Origin of the sequence: Amphritea sp. (assembly GCF_050300915.1) — a bacterium.
Lineage (GTDB): Bacteria > Pseudomonadota > Gammaproteobacteria > Pseudomonadales > Balneatricaceae > Amphritea.
This window is the reverse complement of the sequence record NZ_JBNKYN010000024.1, coordinates 1-20,658: the sequence shown is the minus strand read 5'-3', so window position 1 is coordinate 20,658 and position 20,658 is coordinate 1. Positions and strand designations below refer to the sequence as shown.

At 47.0% G+C, this 20,658-nt stretch carries 15 protein-coding genes; all 15 read right to left on the bottom strand.

All coding sequences use genetic code 11. The annotated features are described in order from the left end of the window. Window positions 1-48: 48 nt before the first annotated feature. On the bottom strand, window positions 49-837 hold the full coding sequence (locus tag ACQY8X_RS08515) for an ankyrin repeat domain-containing protein (protein ID WP_428034725.1): 789 nt from the start codon (window positions 835-837) through the stop codon (window positions 49-51). Beyond that, the gene (locus ACQY8X_RS08510; protein ID WP_428034724.1) at window positions 837-2,324 is read right to left on the bottom strand and encodes a hypothetical protein; all 1,488 of its coding nucleotides are present in this window, start codon (window positions 2,322-2,324) and stop codon (window positions 837-839) included. The genes ACQY8X_RS08515 and ACQY8X_RS08510 overlap by 1 nt, the downstream gene beginning before the upstream one ends. A 4-nt stretch (window positions 2,325-2,328) precedes the next feature. Continuing rightward, entirely contained in the window at window positions 2,329-2,673 is a 345-nt protein-coding gene (locus tag ACQY8X_RS08505) for a hypothetical protein (RefSeq protein WP_428034723.1), read from the bottom strand. A 49-nt stretch (window positions 2,674-2,722) separates the two neighbouring features. Continuing rightward, window positions 2,723-3,268 carry a DUF4123 domain-containing protein gene (locus ACQY8X_RS08500; RefSeq protein ID WP_428034722.1) on the bottom strand — a complete coding sequence of 182 codons (546 nt, stop codon included), beginning with the start codon at window positions 3,266-3,268 and terminating at the stop codon, window positions 2,723-2,725. After that, window positions 3,268-5,457, bottom strand: coding sequence for a type VI secretion system Vgr family protein (locus ACQY8X_RS08495; protein ID WP_428034721.1), 2,190 nt, complete (start codon window positions 5,455-5,457; stop codon window positions 3,268-3,270). Before ACQY8X_RS08495 ends, ACQY8X_RS08500 begins: the two co-directional genes overlap by 1 nt. A gap of 87 nt (window positions 5,458-5,544) precedes the next feature. Then, window positions 5,545-7,191, bottom strand: coding sequence for a sigma 54-interacting transcriptional regulator (locus tag ACQY8X_RS08490; protein WP_428034720.1), 1,647 nt, complete (start codon window positions 7,189-7,191; stop codon window positions 5,545-5,547). Continuing rightward, window positions 7,184-9,916, bottom strand: a complete 2,733-nt coding sequence (gene tssH / locus ACQY8X_RS08485) for a type VI secretion system ATPase TssH (RefSeq protein WP_428034719.1) — start codon at window positions 9,914-9,916, stop codon at window positions 7,184-7,186. Before tssH ends, ACQY8X_RS08490 begins: the two co-directional genes overlap by 8 nt. A 45-nt stretch (window positions 9,917-9,961) precedes the next feature. Further along, the gene (gene tssG, locus ACQY8X_RS08480) at window positions 9,962-11,233 is read right to left on the bottom strand and encodes a type VI secretion system baseplate subunit TssG (protein WP_428034718.1); all 1,272 of its coding nucleotides are present in this window, start codon (window positions 11,231-11,233) and stop codon (window positions 9,962-9,964) included. Further along, the gene (gene tssF / locus ACQY8X_RS08475; RefSeq protein ID WP_428034717.1) at window positions 11,197-12,984 is read right to left on the bottom strand and encodes a type VI secretion system baseplate subunit TssF; all 1,788 of its coding nucleotides are present in this window, start codon (window positions 12,982-12,984) and stop codon (window positions 11,197-11,199) included. Before tssF ends, tssG begins: the two co-directional genes overlap by 37 nt. Before the next feature lies 1 nt (window position 12,985). After that, window positions 12,986-13,405 (bottom strand): type VI secretion system baseplate subunit TssE, encoded by a 420-nt coding sequence (gene tssE, locus ACQY8X_RS08470; RefSeq protein WP_428034716.1) that lies wholly within the window; start codon window positions 13,403-13,405, stop codon window positions 12,986-12,988. Between the two features lie 56 nt (window positions 13,406-13,461). Beyond that, the gene (gene tssC / locus ACQY8X_RS08465) at window positions 13,462-14,946 is read right to left on the bottom strand and encodes a type VI secretion system contractile sheath large subunit (RefSeq protein ID WP_428034715.1); all 1,485 of its coding nucleotides are present in this window, start codon (window positions 14,944-14,946) and stop codon (window positions 13,462-13,464) included. A gap of 51 nt (window positions 14,947-14,997) precedes the next feature. Beyond that, a complete protein-coding gene (tssB, locus tag ACQY8X_RS08460) occupies window positions 14,998-15,483 on the bottom strand; it encodes a type VI secretion system contractile sheath small subunit (RefSeq protein WP_428034714.1) in 486 nt (161 codons plus the stop codon). Window positions 15,484-15,505: 22 nt separating this feature from the next. Beyond that, complete coding sequence (tssA, locus tag ACQY8X_RS08455; RefSeq protein WP_428034713.1) at window positions 15,506-17,158, bottom strand: type VI secretion system protein TssA; 1,653 nt, start codon at window positions 17,156-17,158, stop codon at window positions 15,506-15,508. A 16-nt stretch (window positions 17,159-17,174) separates the two neighbouring features. After that, a complete protein-coding gene (locus ACQY8X_RS08450) occupies window positions 17,175-17,897 on the bottom strand; it encodes a SapC family protein (RefSeq protein ID WP_428034712.1) in 723 nt (240 codons plus the stop codon). Between the two features lie 43 nt (window positions 17,898-17,940). After that, the coding region (locus tag ACQY8X_RS08445; protein ID WP_428034711.1) for a beta strand repeat-containing protein at window positions 17,941-20,658 on the bottom strand (2,718 nt) is incomplete at its 5' end.

The window sequence follows — 20,658 nt, the reverse complement described above, 5'->3', positions numbered from 1 at the left end:
TTTATCTATGACGAACTGCTGCTTTACCTATAGTTTGAATTAACCCAATTACTCTTCAGGATAACTTACACCCGGGAGACCATCTGGAATTTCGAGCCCTTTTTCTCTCAGCATTTCCAACAACTCGACCCTTGCTATATAAGCAGGGTGCTTTGGATTACCACTAAAGCGCTTCTGGAAATCAGACAATACTTCAACCACCGTTAAGCCCCCTTTCGTGGGTGTTTCTACATCAGCGCCTTGCAATATCAGCTGTTTCAAACGCTCATCCTCTGATTGCATCGCTAAATACAGAGCAACCGTAGAGTCATCTCCAGCTTTAGTGTGCAAGTGATCCGCACCGTGGGCCACTAGCATGTCATAGTGTTTCCAACGTGAACCGGATATTGTTTCGAAGATGATTGGTGTCTTTCCATTTTTAATATTCGGATCCATTCCTGCATCGAGTAGTAATTTTAGATAGACGGGATCCTCATTCATCGCAGCCCAATAACCAGCGGTACTCGCTCCTGATGTGATGAAATTAGCATCCGCCCCCTGCTCCAATAAAAGCTTTAACATTTCAGAATGTTCAGCTTTAATCGCAGCCCTTAATGGTGTGTATTCATACTTCCCTACCATATTAGGGTTTACACCTTCCGAAATAAGCTTGGCAACAGCATCACGTTTATCCTCAAATACAGCAGCTATAAGTTTTTTCTCAGCCGGGGAGTCAAAAAAAGCAGTGTACTCGCCTACGTTCATATTTTTTTCCTTTGTACAGCCCAGCAAGCTTAATATTGATAACAACATTACCAGGCTTCCTTTAATTAATAATCTATCGGTTGATAGTTTCACTAAGTATTCCTTTCAATTTGCCCCAAGTCATCGGCTTTCTGCTGTTCAATACCCGCGATTACCGAATGCATGCTATGCATATCGACTTTCTTAACCGGGTTTAGAGCGGCATTTATGTCGCCCGCTTTTGAAGGAGTCATCCCCTGGATTGACTGACCTTTAGACGTTGCATCGGCCACCTCTGCCGCATTTCCTAATAAAGGCACGTCATGTCGCTTGCCCGCCATTCCATAGCTAATAACCCCCTCTTCCTGAAAAGCACGTGTAGAGGTCGCACCACTAGCAACCAGCGCCCCTGCATAAGGTGAAATAGCAGTTGAGGCCCCGACCCCTCCGGCCAATGTAGTGCGCTGGACTGTCGGATTCTGGAGCGCCGTTAATAGTTCACCAGGAACCACCACATTATCGACTAACGGTTTTCCATTGACTGTATTGAACGCACCAGAACGTGAAAAATCCCCTTTTCTTTCCAGTGTAGCAGGATGAACTCCTGCTGGATTATATGCATACGTCTTAGCACCACTCACAATACCCGCAGCAGTTGCCATTCCGCCGCCTAGAGAATGTCCAGTCAACTCCAATTTGTCACCTAAAATTTTCTTAGACTTAATCGCGAGTTTGATAGCATTATCATAATGCTCCGTTTCTTCCCCAAATCCCTGTTTTGCATTTGTCTCCCAATCTGTAGCGCCCTGAGTACCTCTGTAAGCTAAGACATAACGTTCCTCACCATAAACTGAAGGATCCGTTTTGTAGAGTTCCGCAAAATAACCATCTTTATGCTCAGATGGCACAAAGTCTGGTTTATACTGAGGAAAATCGTCTAAGTTAAGTCCTAATGCTTGAATTTCTTCTCTACTAGGCCTTATCCAACCTTCTGGCGGGGGATCTTGACCAATACTATAAGCACTATCTGCTAATCGAGCCCGTTCAACCGCTACATTATTGAATTCAAAACGTTCAGTTGCTTTCTCCAATGCATCTTTAGCAGGCCCTTCGGGCATATTTGCCAGTTTTGCATTTGACTGATCGATCTTATTTTGCCGATATCTCACTCGCTCTGCTTTTGTACGGTTGGGGCAAAAAACAATCTTACTTCCTGCAGGCTGAGGGCCCAGATAACTTTCAACGGAATCTTTAGCCTGAACGACTTTTTGTTGAACAGCATCGGCGGTTTTTATCGCAGTTTGTTTTACATATCGACCCGCTGCAATGCTTTTATCACGGGCATATTCAGCAGCATCAATAGCTTTATCTGCGGCATATTTAGCAGCATCTACGGTTTTATCAACAGCATAGTTTGCTGCATTTAGCGTTTTATCTGCGGCGTAATTTGCCGCATCTAACAGCTTTTCTCCTGCATCCTCAGCAGTGGTAACTAACTGCTCACTAATATCATCTACCACCCCTGCTATTTCATCAAAAGCAGCTTTAGCTGACTCACTTGCATCATTGTATACCTGATAAAAACTCGTACCGAACTCCATTTCGTTACCCCTTTAGCGTTGCAAAACTCTTCTCAATGAACTCCCATAAAAATTCTGTCTTTTCATAACTGGGTAGATCAAAATTTGCTAATACATTACCCACAACAGTGAATTTTTGATCAAAATCTAATCCCATCAACCAAGCGGTAACAATGAATGCCGCGACATCTGTTTCTTGGGTTAAGTTGTAGATTGCTGCTCTATTTGTAAGGGCAGTAATCGCTGTTTCCATGTCATCGACCGGTACATCCCGTGCTTCAGGGAAACTATCATAAAGATATTTGCGCATCCGGTGAAGGTAGCTCGCTTCACTTAGTTCTTTACTTTGTAATTCCGATATTTTTAGCATCTATTCTGCCTCTAACCCATACGCTATAAGTTAATCAACTTAAGCTCGCCTAATTCATTGCGACCTGGCGAAATATCAATTCATCACTAATCTTTTTGACACTTACCAGTTCTCTTTCCAGTGGGTTCTCATACCGGAATGCGACGATATCCTGAAATAATTGCTGACTCTGCTGTCCATCAATATTACGCATAAAGGCTTTCATAATCCGAGGGTCATAAAATCGAAATATAAGCGTCTCTCCATCATCAGTAACAACTGTAAGAAATTTTCTCAAATGTTTACGAACCATTTTTATTGACGATTTTGCCGAGACAAAAATATTCCAATTGTTTGCCCAGCCATTTTCTAACAACCAAAGCGTAAAATTACTATCACGTTTTAACTGTACTAAATATGGAGCTACCTGCTTTAGATCGCTATCTAACTCACCACTCCATAAACAGACGTAGCTATGTTTGCTGGCAGATAACTTCGCTTGCAACTCACTTACTTGAGCACCATCAATCACCGCATACGTTTTTAGATCCAGTTCATTGAATAGTTCATTTTGAAACTGCTCAATATCTATTTGTAAATCCACTCGGTGCTGCATCAGGATTTCTTCGCGTCTTCACATTGCTGGCAAAAAGGAGTGCCCGCTTTAGCTGCATATATCATCGCTTTCGCTTGTGGACTAAAATCTTTAGGTTGTTGTATGCTGGACTTATTGACTGTCGTAGTAACCCGACCAACAACACTATTCAGGGCCTCTAAAGGCTTATTCGGCAATACAGCCTGACTCACTTTTGCAGGCTTAACAGGTGAAGCGCCTGGAGCACCGCCGCTGTTAAGGTTAATAGCCGGCCCGCTAATAGAGATACCACCAGGTCCAATATGTATCTTGGAGCCACCCGCTTCTAAATGAATGCTTGTTCCCGCATTAATATGGATTTGATTGCCTGCTTTTATCGAATATTTACTGCCAGTTTCATGATTAATATTAGAACTAACCTTAAGGTTATCATTTGCTCCAATCTCAGAAATACGATCTGCAGCAACCACATAGTTTTCACTGGATTCAGTTTTCTGAAAATGGTCACCTACAAATGTAAAATGGCTATCACCTTCCACTTTAATATGCTGATCGGCAATGACGGTTGTATGGTCATTATTCCGGATCTCTGCATAGCGATCATTCTCGACTATCAAATGACGATTATTGCCTACCCACTCTCGACGAATATTCTTAGTTCTGATATCAGTATCTTTTTCTGAGTGTATAAAAAGTTGCTCTTCGCCCTTTTTATCTTCAAAACGAAGCTCGTTGAATCCTCCTCCTCCCTTACTTGAATTGCTTTTTAGCGTGCTAATCGTCTTATTTTCAGGAAGTTTATAAGGAGGGCGATTCAATCCGTGATAAACACGGCCGATAATCAATGGCTGATCAGGGTCTCCTTCTAAAAAGTCGACAACTACTTCTTCGCCAATTCTGGGAATGAACATTCCACCGAAGGCACCGCCAGCAGAAGGTTGGCTAACACGGATCCAGCAGGAGCTATCCTGATCACTTTTCCCTTCCCTGTCCCAATGAAACTGAACTTTAATTCGTCCATGTTCGTCAGTATAAATCTCTTCACCTTCAGGGCCTGTAACTGTCGCCGTCTGACTTCCTTCAACTACAGGATAATGAATATCAGTTGAGGGACGGAAAGAAACGTCAAGTGGAACACAGATAAATTTATTACTGTACTTAGACCCTTCTGTTGTTGCTCCGGCTTCTAGCACTTGAGGCTGAGAACAAAAATGCTCAACCCGCGCGATTAAATACTCAACATTCAAGTCATCTCGATCATGCCCTCTCAGGGTGTAGCTATAACCAGGTGTTAAGCGATTAACATCACTACTTCCCTGGGCAGACTTACGATAACTATTTAAAGACTCTAAGCGAATAGTCGCGTTATTACGGCCTCTCTCAGAACTATAAAAACGACCAGGGTGATCATAAACCTCAAGTGCAGTATCTAGTGTAGACTTTTCAAATGCTTCTAACTTTAGATTTGGCTTCCTAAAGTCAAAATCTCTTAAGGTGACCTTCCCCGATACAATTGATTCACTGTAAGAAAATGAAAAGATATGTTGCTCACGAATAGCTCCCTGGCCATCGTGGTAACAGTTAATCTCAGCCTCTCCAATTATTACTGGGTTAACGCGTGAAGTGTCACTAAACACTAATACATGTTTTTCATCTGTATGTTCAAAATAGTAATGGACACCTTCTTCTACTAACAGTCTTTGGATAAACCCTAAGTCTGTCTCTCTGTACTGAACACAGTAGTCATACTCAGGGTACGTCTTACTAAGCTCAAAACGAAATTCACCATTTTCTATTCCACCATCAACCAACACTTTAGATATAATCGATTTAATATCCTGCTGTTGAAATATTCGGCTATTTTTTCTGTGCTGTAGAATCCATACTTTGGGCACCAGAACTATATGATAAGTACTCTGACTAACACCTTGAGCACCCAGTTTTATCTCTGCAATAAGCCCATGAATAAATCGACACTGTTCATCTATATACTCATTCTCAAGACCGCCCTGATCCATTATCGTAACGACAGCAGACTTACCTACTAAAGCGCTAATATCAATATCTGCATCATCAGAAACCACCTCAATCTCAAAATGATACAATGAGGAGATCTCTTCGGCACCCGTAAGGTGAGCCAGATGAAATTCTTCAATAGAATTCTCAACCTCAAAGAAAAAACGTTCTTCATTCGCCTTTAAAAACACCATAATTCAGTCCCTTGTATAAATAGATTCGCAGCATCAACACTACGAGGGCTTCCATATCTTTTAACAATCAAAGCAAAGCGTGTGCCATTAGTTAAGCTCACAGTTTTTTTCCCGTAGATCATAGCGTCCCAGCTTTTCCACCAGTGAACGACGGGAAACACCCAGGGCATCGGCTGTGCGGGTCTGGTTGCCATTATGGCGTTGCAAGTGACGGGCGATTACCCGGGCTTCCAGCCGCCCCATGATATCTTTCAGGCTGGCGCCGTTTTCCAGCTCCTGTTCTAACGGGGTTACCGGAACCTCATGGGTTTCATATCCGGTCAGATGTTGGGGTTCTATCACGCCCTCCTGATCTGCCAGCAACACTGCGCGCTCGACGATGTTGCGTAGCTCACGGATATTACCCGGCAGTGGCAGACTCAGGATCAGATCAAATACCTGAGGCTTTATACCGCTTATAGGTTTGCCATATTGCTGGGAAAACTGACAGATAAAATGATGCACCAGTGCAGGTATATCATCCCGACGTTCTCTCAAAGGAGGCAGTTCGATGGGAAAAACATTGAGGCGGTAAAACAGATCCTCTCTGAAACGGCCCTGTTCTATCAGTTTTGGCAGGTCCTGATGGGTTGCTGCCAACACGCGGATATTCACAGGAATACTTTCCAGTGAACCCAGTGGCCTGACTTCCCGCTCCTGTAACACCCGTAATATTTTCGCCTGAAGTTTAAGTGGCATATCGCCTATCTCGTCGAGAAACAGAGTGCCGCCCTCTGCCGCTTCAATCAGCCCTTTTTTATGGTTGGTCGCACCACTAAACGCGCCTTTGCGGTAACCAAAAAGTTCGCTTTCGAGCAGATCTTCCGGCAAGGCCGCACAGTTTTGCGCGATAAACGGCCCGTCACGGTGAGGCCCGTTACGATGAACACAGGCTGCGATCAGCTCTTTGCCGGTCCCGGTTTCGCCTTGAATCAACGCGGTTGCCGTTGAGTCCGCAATCTTTTCAATCAGGCTGAAGACTTTCTTCATCGCCGCCGATTGTCCGATGATCTCATCGACCATCAGTTTACCGCTCATGCGGTTACGCAACGCTTCGTTTTCGATCTGCAGCACCTGGTTGGTTTCATCCAGTTGCACAATCAGGTTTCGATTCTCCACCAGTAAGCGGGTGTTTTCTGCCACCACCACAGCCTGAACTGCAAAGGCCCGGACAAAGGCTTCCAGTTTTGCTGGAAACGCTTCCACCTCGCCCTTCTCACTTACCCGACGATTAAACAGTTGCATCACCCCCAGACTAACACCTTCATAGTCTGTCAGCGGAATCACCAGCAGCGAACGAGTGCGGATGCCGCTCAGACGATCCCGATGATACAGGTCGTCAAAATTAAATCCGCTGTAGGTATATACATCGCTGATATTAACAATCTGCCCGGAAAGCGCTGTATATGCCGTAATCGCTTCCATATTGGGCCGACGATCCGGTCTCAGGTCGACCTTATGCAGTGGCACAACACTGTTCTGCAGATAATCGCCCTGAATCACTTCCGGATGCAGATACCGTTTGGTTCTATCAAGAATGTATATGCACCCGGCTTCAGCTGCTGTCAGTTTACGTGCCGCCGTGAGGATTTTATCCAGCAGCAGATGCAGATCTTTCTCCCGGGTGATACTGAGATTGATCTGTACCAGCTCTTCTAACGCCAGCAGGGAGTCTTCGATACTCTGTTCAATCATGTGCGGACACTACAGTATCATCTGCTTCAATAGCCGTTGGTATTTGCGCTTCGTTTGCAACCATTGGCGGATCATAGTCATTGCCAAACGTCAGACGGAAGCCCCCTGTATCATCGATATCAAGCAACAGGCTGGTGTAACGGGTTTCATCCGCCATCCGTTCTAACACTTCAGTGGCTATCTGTGGCAGCAGAGTGCCATTGAGAATATGATCGATGTTCCGGGCCCCGGTTTCCACTTCTGTACAACGCAGCGCAATGATCTCAACCACCTGATCGCTGTAATGCAGTGCCAGCTTCTGACTGCTGGCTAAACGTTGTACCAGCTTGTTCAATTTGATACGGACAATATCGCCCATCACTTCGGCGGCGATGGGATAGAACGGCACAATCTGCATCCGTGCCAGTAACGCCGGTTTGAAATGCGCGCTGAGCACCGGACGAATCGCTTCGGTTAACGCCTCTTTTGAGGGACGCTCCCCATCAGCACACATATCCGTAATGATATCGGTAGCCAGATTTGAGGTAAGAAACACAATGGTATTGCGGAAATTAACCAACTGACCTTCACCATCCGACAACATCCCTTTATCGAACACCTGATAAAACAGGTTCAGTACCTCCAGGTCAGCTTTTTCCACTTCATCCAGCAATACCACAGAGTAGGGTTTTTGCCGGACCGCTTCGGTCAGTAATCCACCTTCGCCATAACCCACATAACCGGGTGGCGAGCCGATCAGACGAGATACTGAGTGTTTCTCCTGGAATTCAGACATGTTAATTGAAGTCAGAAAGCGCTCTCCACCAAACAGCTGGTCGGCAACCCCGATAGCGGCTTCTGTTTTACCCACACCGCTGGGACCAACGAACAGAAATACGCCCATCGGCGTTTCCGGGTTATTCACCCCGGCTTTTGCTGCCCGAACCCCCTGATCAATTGCATCAATGGCGTGATTCTGCCCTTTGATCCTCTGTTGCAGTTGCTGATTAAAGCTCAGCACACTCTGCGCTTCGTCACGCACCATTTTACCCAGTGGGATACCGGTCCAGTCGGCAATCACCCGTCCGACAACATCGGGTGACACTTCATAGTGAATCAGCGGATTGTCCTGTTGCAGCTCATTCAGTGCAGCGACTCTTTCACTGATCTCCTGACGCAGTGACTGTTCAGCACCTTGCTGTTCGACACAGTCCTCTTCAGCATCACCCGCCCGCTCCCGATGCTGAGCCAAGGTCTGACGTAACTGCACGATACTGTTGACCAGTTCCTGTTCTGATTGCCACTGAATCATCAGTATTTCCAGTTCAGCCTGATGATTACTAATCTGCTGCTCTAACGCCGTTAACTGCCCCTCATCAGCCAAAACATCACTGGATATATCACGTGATAGTGCCTGCAACTCACGTTCCAGCGTTTGTATCATGCGCTCAAGATCATCAATCGCGTCCGGCTTGGCAGTTATACTAATCTTCACCCGTGCCGCAGCAGTGTCGAGAACGTCAACGGCTTTATCCGGCAGCTGTCGCCCTGAAATATAACGGGATGAGAGTTTAGCCGCCGCTTCAACCGCATCATCCCTGACATAAACACCGTGGGCCGCTTCATAAGTCTGACGCAGTCCGCGAATAATAATGACGGCCTGTTCGACCGTAGGTTCATCCAGCTTGACCAGTTGAAAACGCCTTACCAGCGCAGGGTCCTTCTCAAAATACTTTTTATATTCAGACCAGGTTGTCGCGGCAACGGTGCGCAGCTCCCCTCTGGCCAGCGCAGGCTTCAGCAGGTTTGCCGCATCGCCACTGCCGGCGGCACCGCCAGCACCAATCAGTGTATGCGCTTCATCAATAAACAGAATAATCGGTTTAGGCGATGATTTAATCGCATTAATCACACCATTAAGACGATTTTCAAACTCACCTTTAACGCTGGCACCGGCTTGTAACAAGCCAAGATCAAGACCGTAGAGTTCAACGCCCAGCAGTACGTCAGGAACATCACCCTGAGCAATTTTCAGGGCTAAACCTTCAACCACTGCACTTTTACCTACACCGGCATCACCAACACAGATAGGATTGTTCTTGCGTCGCCGCCCCAGAATATCGATCATCTGACGAATTTCAACATCACGACAGAACACCGGATCGATGTCTCCAGCCCGGGCTTTAGCGGTGATATTGCTACAGTATTTTTCCAGAATACTCAGGTCCGCGTCAGCAACGGCACTGGCAACAGCGCCTTTCGAGGCATGACGAACTTCGCAGGAGCCTTCAGTCACCGCCTGATAATGTGTTTTAAGATCATCGTAGGGCACGGTATTGAGATCATCAACATAGCTGGCCATTCCGTGACGCCGTTGGTTCGCTAATATCGCCATCACCAGATGCCCGCTACGAACCTCAGGTGCCCCCAGTTCCAGAGAGGCAATCAGCCAGGCATCTTCCAGCAGCCCAACTAAAGTCTGAGAAAAGACCGGCTTACCCTGATTACCTTTTTTATCCAGTTCGATGCCGTGCTGAATGCGTTTGACAAAGTTAACCACATTGATGTCGTAGTGCACCAGAATCCGCGCCAGATCATTTTCCTCTTCTAGCAGCTTCATCAGATAGTGATCAACACTGACCTCGTACCCTGCCTGCGACACACAGAGGCCTGCGGCAGCCTCAAGTGCTCGGGTGCAGTTGCTATTAAGCCGCTCAACCAATGATTTAAGCTGAATCTTTTCCATCTTTAACGTCCCTGTTGCAGTTCAGAACTCTAACGCCTGAACCAGTTAACCAATACCATGCAGTATTACATTACGATCATCAGTGTTTGGATTCCCAAGCCAGCCAGACCAGCCAAGATAACAACTACCGTCGCGTCCCAGTCTTGATTCTGGAACCTGATCGCCCTGTAAAACCAGTTCAATATCAAAGCAGAGCTGTTCTGGCATTAACATCAGAATCATCTCTTTAAGGGCCGCATAATGCTTCCCACTGGGCAGAAAGTCTGCAAAATGCGAGTATGCCATCGGCCCTAACTGCACTATAAACTTGCTATTAAAATCTTTTACCCGGCTTCCCAGGGTAATATCTTCACCCAATAGACTCGGCCCCTGGCCTAAACGATTCTTTTGCTCATCAGGTACCGATGCCCAGCGCTCAACGTGTTCAATAATCTGCACCGGTATATTATTAAAATAACCACTGACGATCTGACGCAGAACACTGGCTGAATTTCCCTGCATCGCAATCAGGCCGGAAAAACCGAGTAACCGGGGCCAATTAATTGCTGACACCGACCTGGACGCCTTTTCAGGAGCACCCATCAGAGCAAACAACCACTCAGAAAAATCATCTCCAGCACCCGCCTGATATTGCAAAGCGGGCCTGTATTTATGCCAGACCCGGTATAAAAACGCGGTCAGGCGATGATTGAACAGATCAAGAAAATCCCGCTGACGGGAGGTTGGCTGTTCAAAAACCTGAATAACTAACTGCCCGTTTCTGAAACCAGTCTGTTCTGTAAGGCTCAGAAACTCGTGTAAGCTCTCGCCACTGCGCAATTGTTCCAGCTCATCATTGCTCAAAGAGCGGACGCTGAGAACGCCCGCACGAATTTGCTGCTTATACTCAGCAGCGCGCAGCACCATCTTGGATATATCCAACCGATGATCCCGCAACGCTCTGATCTGCTGTTCAGAGGTCAGGAAATATTCAATTAACTCCTGATTCTCAATCTGCATCTGTTCGGCAATGATCGATTCAGTAACATGCGCAGGCATCGGCGATGCTGGCCCATACAAGCCAATAAAATTATTCTGCAGCTCCAGCTGGCCTTGTCGGTTTATACTCGCATGCTGAATATCACTCGCCGGAAATGCCAGGCTTGGATGGCCTTTAAAGCGAATTGCTTCTTTCGCTACCGGCCCCTGATAACCAACAGGGGCTCCCTCATGTAAAGACTCCAGCAGATTCACCGCTTTGAAAAACTCAAAGCTATGGGCAGTCCGCTGCAATTCGTTACTTAAAGTAAGAAATGCTGACCGCTCTGAATCTGCCATCGATAGATCTCTCCGTTATCCAGCCCTTCGACTTCCAGTTCATGGTGAGCATTAATATTTGCATACTGACTGAAAAAACCGTTCAGCACAGATGCAAACAAAAACATCGTACTCTCACCCTGAATACCTTTCGCGCCAAACTTACTCTCTCTCAGCTGCAGCTTCGTCTGCAAAGTTCTCACAGGAACGCCTTTTATGATCCGGTCACGGGTTTCTGTAGAAATACTCTGAATACCTTCCAGCATCTGCTGACTGGCGCGCTCAGCCTGACGATCAAAAAAAGCGCGAAAGTCATAACAGGCCAGCAGCGTTCGCAGTGAATCCAGTCTCGATAAGGACCGATAGTGCAACGCCATCTGAGAGATCAGTTGCCAGTGCAAACCGTCCCGCAATGGCGGCTGCAGCGCATTTGTAACCCGGGTAATATTGCGAAATGAAGCGAACTCGACTGAATCTGCCGTTGGATAAATAATATCCCCGGCGCGTAAAACCTCAGGCAACTTGCGATTGGTACAGGTCAATTCCAGCGAGATCGTCTCCGTCGGGGGGACCGTATCCCGGCTATCAACATGCACAAAGCTGATAAAACTGTCCAGGCCACTCTGTAAGGTCGACAACCGTCGCTTGAGTGAAAAAAATACCTGCTTATCGTTGCTGTCACTGCGAATCTCATGGTCAAAGCTTTCAAAAGCCGGATAATGATAACGCTTACTCTGACCTCGTAAGCTGCCGCTGACATGATCGATAGAGAAGAGCTCTATATGCTCTTGCTTCTCATGACTGGGGCGGACCATATACTCCTGTCGACGATGATCAACCCGTATCGGATCTGCATCGGCACTGAACAGGTTGATAATCGGAGTACAGTGCAACCGGACATGTCCTTTCTGAAGTCTCAGCTGCGAATCAAACTTACGATTAAACGTAAACTTAAGACTGAACGACTCAATCATCGGCATCTGCAGATGCTCGCCCAGGTTATTGATATCAACAAAGAGAAACTTTTCCGGAAGACTAAAGTATTCCTGCAGCAAGCGATAACCATTAAATGAACGATTCGTATAGGGCAGCAATGCTTCATCATCCGCAAAACCCACCGGAGTGATCGCCTTCGTTCCCAGTTGTATCCGAGTTTGCTGACCGGAGCGCAACTGCACGCAGAGTTCCAGCTTATCCAGATAACGAAACAGCCAGAGATACAGCCCCTGACTGATGTGCATTTCACGATCCCCATGCAGGAACAGGCGTAACTTATCCAGCCCCAGGTTCTCAGAAGCTGCACCTGGTTCCAATTGAAAATCCAGTGTCAGTGTTGCGCCATCACTCTGATTTGAAGAACTCAGCTGATGAAGTTCGATTGGATAGATATCGACATCGTAGCAACTACGAAACCGGCAGCTGGTATTTTCTACTTCAACCGACTGTACTTCCTCACCCCGAGCAATCCGTTTTCCTTCAATTAATGCGTTTTCAATGGGCTTAAACTCCAACACACTCATTGATGGCAAAGGCCGCAGGTAGTGAGGCCAGAGCAATCCCAGCAGGGCATGGGTTACTTCCGGTAGTTCGTCATCCAGTTTCTGCCGCAACCGCCCGGTCAGAAAGGATACGCCTTCAAATAGGCGCTCAACATCCGGGTCATTTCCCTCTTCTGAGAGGAACTTGGATAATCCAGGGTTCTGGCGAGAGAACTCCGCCCCCATGTCCCGCAGATAGGAAAGCTCATCCTGATAGTATTTATTAAACGCCATGTTAACCGACTACCTTACACAGGCCGTCATTCGCCATCATCGTTTGAAATCTCACCCGCACAGGGCTTTCCGGTATAGCCATATGCGCATTGATTTCGAAACGAAGGTCGAGTGGGTTTTCATCATTTTGCAGATAACGAACTTTGACCCGGTCAAGGCGAGGCTCATATTTTTCCAGCGCCAGCTTGATCGCTTTACGCATCTCAGTCACGGCCTTCATATAGCCGCTACTCATATCAAGATCGTTGAAGTCAGGCAGCCCATAATCATCAAGAGCGGTCACGCTACCCTGGCGTACATTGAACATATTCTGCATGTGCATCTGTACCGACTCACGCAACTTATCTTCATTAACATCCAGTGACAGCTTGGCCCCCTCATCCCCCAGCGCTACGCGCTGCAGAAGGGTATAGTGCAACATACCTGTATTCCTTACCGCTCTCTCACGAGAGCGGTTTTTCAAGTACCGTTAATCGATCAGGACTTATCCAGCTTGCCCACCAGGGACAAGGTGAAATCAGCCCCCATATACTTGAAATGAGGACGGACATGTAGCGACACTTTGTAGAAACCCGGTTCACCTTCGACATCAGAGACTTCAATAGAGGCTTCCCGCAGTGGACGTTTACTGCGTACATCAGCACTGGCACCATCCTGATTGGCAACAAACTGACGAATCCAGACATTCAGTTCCTCTTCCAGATCATTGCGCTCTTTCCAGCTACCAATATTCTCACGCTGCAGTACTTTAATGTAATGCGCCAGTCGGTTGACGATAAACATATAAGGTAGCTGCGTACTGAGCTTATAGTTCATTTCGGCCTGTTTACCCTCTTTGCTCACGCCAAAGAACTTAGGCTTTTGCACCGAGTTAGCCGAGAAAAACGCTGCGTTATCGCTGCCTTTACGGAAGGTCAACGGAATAAAGCCCGCTTCCGCAAGTTCAAACTCCCGACGGTCTGATACCAGCACCTCTGTCGGAATCTTGGTTTCAATCTGCCCCATCGCTTCGTAGTGATGTAACGGCAGGTCATCTACCGCACCACCGCTTTGAGGTCCGATAATATTTGGACACCAGCGATATTTAGAGAAGCTCTCGGTTAGCCGGGTGGCAAATGAAAAGGAAGTATTTCCCCAAAGATAGTTTTTATGATCACCCGAAATACTTTCATTGTATTTGAATGCTTTTACCGGATTATCGCGCTCGTCATAGGGCAGACGCAGCAGGAAGCGAGGCATGGTCAGACCAATACTGCGGGCATCTTCGCTTTCACGGAAAGACCGCCATTTAGCATATTGAGGTCCTTCAAAAATAGATGCGATATCGTTCAGGTTTGGCAGTTTCTGGATATCATCCACACCAAAGAACTGTGGGGCCGCTGCCGCAATGAATGGCGCGTGGGACATCGTCGCCACACTGGCTACACTCTGAAGCAAGCTAATATCGGGGGCACTATGATCGAACTCATAGTTGGCAATCATTGCGCTAACCGGTTCACCACCATGCTGCCCAAACTCTGCCGTATAGACCTTCTTATACAACCCTGTCTCTGTGATATCTGACGCATCTTCAAAATCCATTGCCAGATCATCTTTAGACACATTCAGCAGCTGTATCCGGTTATTTTCACGAAACTCTGTGCGATCAACAACGAACTTGAGGCCACGCCAGGCGGACTCCAGCTTCTGAAATGAGTCATTATGGATAATTTCATCCACCTGCAGACTCAGTTTCTCATCAATTGATGCAATCATCTCATCGACCAGCTGCTTGCGGATACGTTCGCTTTTTTCTCCTGACTTCAGAATCTCTGCAATAAAAGCCTGGACACCTTTTGATGCGACGTCATAGGCTTCGTCGCCGGTTTTCATATTAGTTTGTTGCATGATCTGATCAAGCAACGAGCCTTCACTGGTTAACTCTACAGCGGCCTGAGTGGCTATCTGTTCCTGTTCTGACATAGTTCAATCCCTTACTTCGTGGTTCACCGTTATGCTTCAGTGACGCAGTTACTATTCTTCGATGCCCAGCTCAGCCATCAGTTTCTTACGGGAATCATCATCCCCCAACAGCTCCTCTATCTGCTTGCGGAATGCAGGTACGTTACCCAGCGGCCCTTTAAGAAATGAGAGAGCTTCACGTAGTTCAAGAAGTTTCGCCAGCTCAGGTACCTGCTTAACAACAGACTCTGGCTCAAAATCCCGCAAATTATTAAAGGTTAGCTCTGCTGAGATTTCAGCATCCTCTTCGCCGGAGAGTTTATTTGGTACTGTCATCTGCACGCTTAAACGCTGACTCGCCATGACATCGGAGAAATTCTCCTTACTGACATCAATAAGTTCGCGATCCTGCAGGTCATCCTCCTCTTCGCGCAGCGTATAATCACCCAGCATCACAATCTTGTTTGGCAGCTCAATGTCCTGTTTGCCATCGCCTGTTGCTGCTTTGTAAACAATATTGATCCGTTCTTTCGGTGCCACTGATCCATCTTTAGCCATGAGTTATCATCCCTCTTAAAATTTATAGAGCCAGCGCGCTCAATGGATCCATCAGGCACAAGGCCATTTTCAGCTGATCCACTTCGTCCTGCTGTTCCTTGGTATATTTCTGCTTTACTTGTTTCTGACTGTGGCCGCTTAGCAGTAGTTTTATTACATCCAGATAGAGCTCAGGCTCCCATCGCTCCAGACCTTTTACCTGCAGCATTTGATGCAGCATTTTCAGCTGTGACATAGCCACGTCCAGATGACCTGCATCAAAACAGAACTGAGCTTGTTGTAGCTGCCAAAAACAACGCTGGCGCTCACCATTCGCATGAGCAGCACCGTCACTTAGTAGTTTTAATCCCTCGTCGAAACGCCCTTTCAGTGCAGCTTGTTGCGCTTCTCCATACGCAGAAATCCATAGCGGAGCATTGACCTGCTGAGAATCAGAACTATCGCTTTCGCCGGTTAAGCTCAGCTCACTTTCAATCCATGACTGAGTTAACGGGTCAACAAACCCTTCGCCATTAGCAAACTTACTCTTACTGAATTCAGGAAACCGTGCCAACAGATGGCTGACATTGTGGATAACCGCTTCGGCGGCTTCAACAGCTGACAACTCCTGTAATGCCCGACAGACCATACGATGCAGACCGAGCCAGAAAATAGCACCACCGGCATAACTTTTTTCGCATTCCTGAATCAACACCGGCCAGTTACCGGCTTGCTCCAGAGCTTGTAACTCCTGAATTCTGCTTTCTGAAGGTATTTTTGGCAGTACACCACTGGGCGGGAGCTTTTCCAGAATCATCCAGGTACCGGAACGCAGCAAGTGATATGGGTATGGGTCTGTGATGCGTTGCTCTCGCAACAACTGACAGATTTTATCGACTGTCCGGTTATTGGTTGTCAGCGCTTTTTCTATATCAGCCGTTGAAGCCACCGATTGTGCCTGCGCTGTAATTGGCGCTGCGGGTTGCGCTTGCACATGGCTTTGGGTGACTGGAGGATTCTCTGGTACGCGCTCAGCTACAGCCTTAGAGGGAGCCGCTATGGACGTATGTTCAAGCGACGTTGCAACAGAATCAACAGGGGCATCTGGCGACTTTTTTCCCTGTTCAGCCAGAATATAGTCTGCGTCCTGACAGAAACGGTTAAGTTGATTTTTGAATTCAAACAGAAAGGGAGCATCATCGCCAAGGCGTTCATTAATCGCTAGCTCCAGACGCTTATACTGTTCACCACAAAGAATTACATCACTAGCAGTAGCGGCCGTTACCTGAAACTCCGATAAGGGTCGTTCCAGTTTTTTTACCAGCCATTCAAACGCTGCGGCGCGTAACTTGTTCGGCTTTTTTACCCGGGTTGGAAAAATATTGTCCCAGTAATCGGCCTCAAGCATAGAGGCCAGCAATGCCACTCCATTTACCAGACCGGCAAAACCATTTCTGAAATACAGAGCAACACTGAGGCGGCTGGCAACTCTCAGATCTTTAGAGTGTTCACACAGAATTGTTTCACCAAGCACCTGAACGCGCGTCCAGTCGATCGGCTGAATATCAATCCCTTCACCTTTCTTAATCTCGTCATCCAGCTCACTATAAATATCCTCATGCTGGATATCCCTGCCAGTTGGTTCAGATGCACTGATCGGTGAAGTGGCGAGCTTTTCTGCCCAGTCTTGCTCCATTATTCCCATAGTTGGCTCAGCTAGTTAACGGGTTTGAGTTAAACAGAGCAGAAAAGCGGGTCAGGGACGCGAGGTGCAGATAGATCAGTTCCAGCGCACCCGATTGATGAAGCGCTTGCACATCAGCTGGATCCAGCTGTTTCAAGCGTTCGCGATTGATAACAAAAAAACCATCCAGCTTCCGCCCTTTCTCTGCACCTTCAGGAATGAACGTTGCTTCCGTCGACTCAAGCAGATCCAGTTCAACTAGTTTTTCAGTAAAAAGGCGGTTACGTCTGAAATCCAGCTCAAACTGCTGCAAAAATTCGCTGATCTTGAGTAAATAGTCCGTCTGACTTTTATCTTCATTGAACAGGGCATCGCCACGCCCCTCACGATTACAACCTGAATAGGTTTCATCAATACAGACGGTCAGACTTCGACTCTGCTCTGATACTGAAGCTACCGTAAAAGGGTAACGGCGGACATAGGCAGGCAGATAAGGGGCTAGCCACTTCCCCTCAGCATCGACAAATAGATTTTTCCCAGCTTCAGTACCGACCACAGAAACCGGTGAATATCCTGTATCCGCTTTTATAAATACAATGGGGTAATGAAATAACAGCTGACTAAACTCAGAAACCCCCACCGGGATAATGTTAGCTGACCCGGCAAACCGGTAATCACTTAGTTCAATATTCAGATCAGTGTGTGCGGCAGAGCTGACTGCGGTGAGTCGGTTGTAAAACATCGGAAGCATTTCAAAAGTCCTTTTTAGTAGTTGCCTATCCCTGGGCAGATCATTAACCGGCAGCGATCATATCACGCTGTGGCACGGTTAATGTAAATACAGTATCGTATTTTTGCCAGAGATCAAAGAGTTGTTTAAATTTTTCTCCCTGACGAATATAGCCAACGGGTCTACTTCCCTCTTTGATATACGCAAAGATGTCATCTTTTTGATCTTCTGGAAGCATTATACCATCGCTATTTACGTCAAAAATAATAACAAATTCATTAAAGAGTGCTTCATCTGCACCAAATAGATAGTTCAGGAAATCAATCATACTGGCAGATAGAACAGTATCCGTCAGAGCCGAGCGAAACAGAACTGAGGAGCCACTGGTATTCAGCCGTACGGCTAATAAGTTTGCCTGAGTAGTAATGAAAGCATTATCACCCAGCAAGCTAAGCGTTGAGGTTGAGTAATCGCCATTAATACCGGTAAAGGTGAAATCGATTGGGTTAGTCGATGTGCCAATATTCTGCCCAGCCTGAACCTCCAGATGAAGGTTGTTCTGAACATCCAGTGTCAAGCCGGCATCAGCGGTGATACTTCCCAGTTCAGAGATCAGTGTCAGATCATCTGCTCTACCCATCGCAATATGCATGCTATCATCTTCTATCACAGTTACCTTACGGGCCCTGTCCCGATCCAATCCTGAGACTGAAAGCGCCCCAAAACGGGTTACCTCGCTGCCCCCCCAGCTTCCTAAATCAATCTCATTATTAGCCCTGAATACCCCTAAGCCTGCGACAGAAATATGACCGTTATCATAAATGCTATCGACCGACGTAATCGTCAGATCTTCTGAAGTGTGTACACTATTGAGAATGATACTATTACTGTCGCTTAATGATGCATTTCTGGCGCTGATATCAACGGTGTTGAAGTCATTAAATTCGCTCATCAAGTTGACATCTCTAGCCGAGTCAACAACCAGGCTTCCTGCAATCTCTATTCCCTGAGTGCCAGATATATCTCCATTCGATTGTAAAAACACATCACCGTTAACCATGACATGCTGCAGACTAAAGCCTGAATCAGAATTGATATCAAGATGAGTCAGGGCAGTATTTACGCCAATATCACCTGTTGAAAAACGGTTAGTTAAGAGCGTTAAAGCATGCCCTCCATCCACTGACCCAACGAGGATGTCAGAACCAGATAAGGTAACATCATTACTTATATTTACAGCCCCACCAAATAATTGAGTTGCGGCAGTTGCTACATTACCAAACAGTTCGGCGTTACCCGCAACCGTTACATTTTGTGCATTGACCTCTGCACCGAATACAACATCAGCACCCATGATTGCGTTTTCGACATCTATAGCTCCTGCAAAAAGCGTATTTCCACTAATTGCTAGATTCTGCAGCATAACTGTGCTATTGAAATCAGCGATGCCATCAATAGACAGGTTATGGTTTCCACTCATAGCACCAGTACTAATAACCGAACCGGTCAGGTTAACATCACTCATAAGACTTACTTCACCGGTATAAGTCTGCTCAGCAACCGTAGTAACATCTCCTCCCAGGTCAGTCGTTCCAGTGACGGTCAGGCTTTCTGCATTAATGCTATCCTCAATTACGCTGCTACCGCCCACACTGATCGCTTTGGCATTGACCGTTGAAGCGAAACCAGTATTACCACTGACAGACAAGTCATTTACCGCGATGGCACCGTTCAGGTCGGCATCGCCCATTATTGTCAGATTCTGAGAACCAGCTACCCCATTAGCGGTGACACGGGTGCCGGTCAGCACTACATCATGCGTCAGGGTGATGTCGCCGGTATAGGTTTGTGTGCCAAAGGTGATGACATTGGCTGCTATGTCACTGTTACCTGTGATATTCAGGCTATCCGCCGTCAGCAGATCATTAATAATAGTGTTGCCAGTAATACTGATCGCGTTAGCATCGACCGTCGATGCAAAGTCAGTATTACCATCCACGGACAGATCATTCACCGCGACTGCGCCGTTCAGGTCAGCATCACCTTTAATCGACAGGTTATGAGCGCCGTTAACTGTGGTAGTGGTTACGCTAGTCCCTGTCAGGGTGACATCGTTCGTCAGCGTGATAGCGCCGTTATAGGTCTGTGAACCAGAAGTGGTAACATCGGCACCCAGGTCTGCAGTGCCAGTCATTTCAAGACTGCCTACGGTAACAAGATCGGCAATAGTGGTGTTCCCCGCAATGCGTACCGCACGGGCCTGAACTGTCGATCCAAAGCTGACATCACCGTTAACTGAGAGGTCGTTTACTGTGACTGCACCGTTCAGATCCCCACTGCCTGTAACGATCAGGTTATATGGACCAGTCACAGATTGAGCGGTTACATCACCGTTCAGGATGACATCATTGCTCAGACTCAGGCTGTTCATATAGGTCTGTATGCCGGCATCAATATCGACCCCCAGGTCGGTTGCCTGCATAAAGACAACTTCGCTCAACTGCTCATCGCCACCTACATCACCTGACAGATTGACTACCGCATCCAGCACCAAACGGTGATTGCCATTAACGGTGCTACCAAAGTTAACGTCTGTGGCTGACAGCGCGACATCATTAACAAGGCGAACTGCACCGTTATAGGTCTGTGCTGCAACCGTAGTAACGTCGGCTCCGAGATCAGTTGTGCCAGCAACAGTAAGGCTTTCTGCGGTAACGGTATCACCGATAACGCTGTTGCCACCTACACTGATCGCGTTAGCATCGACCGTAGATGCAAAGTC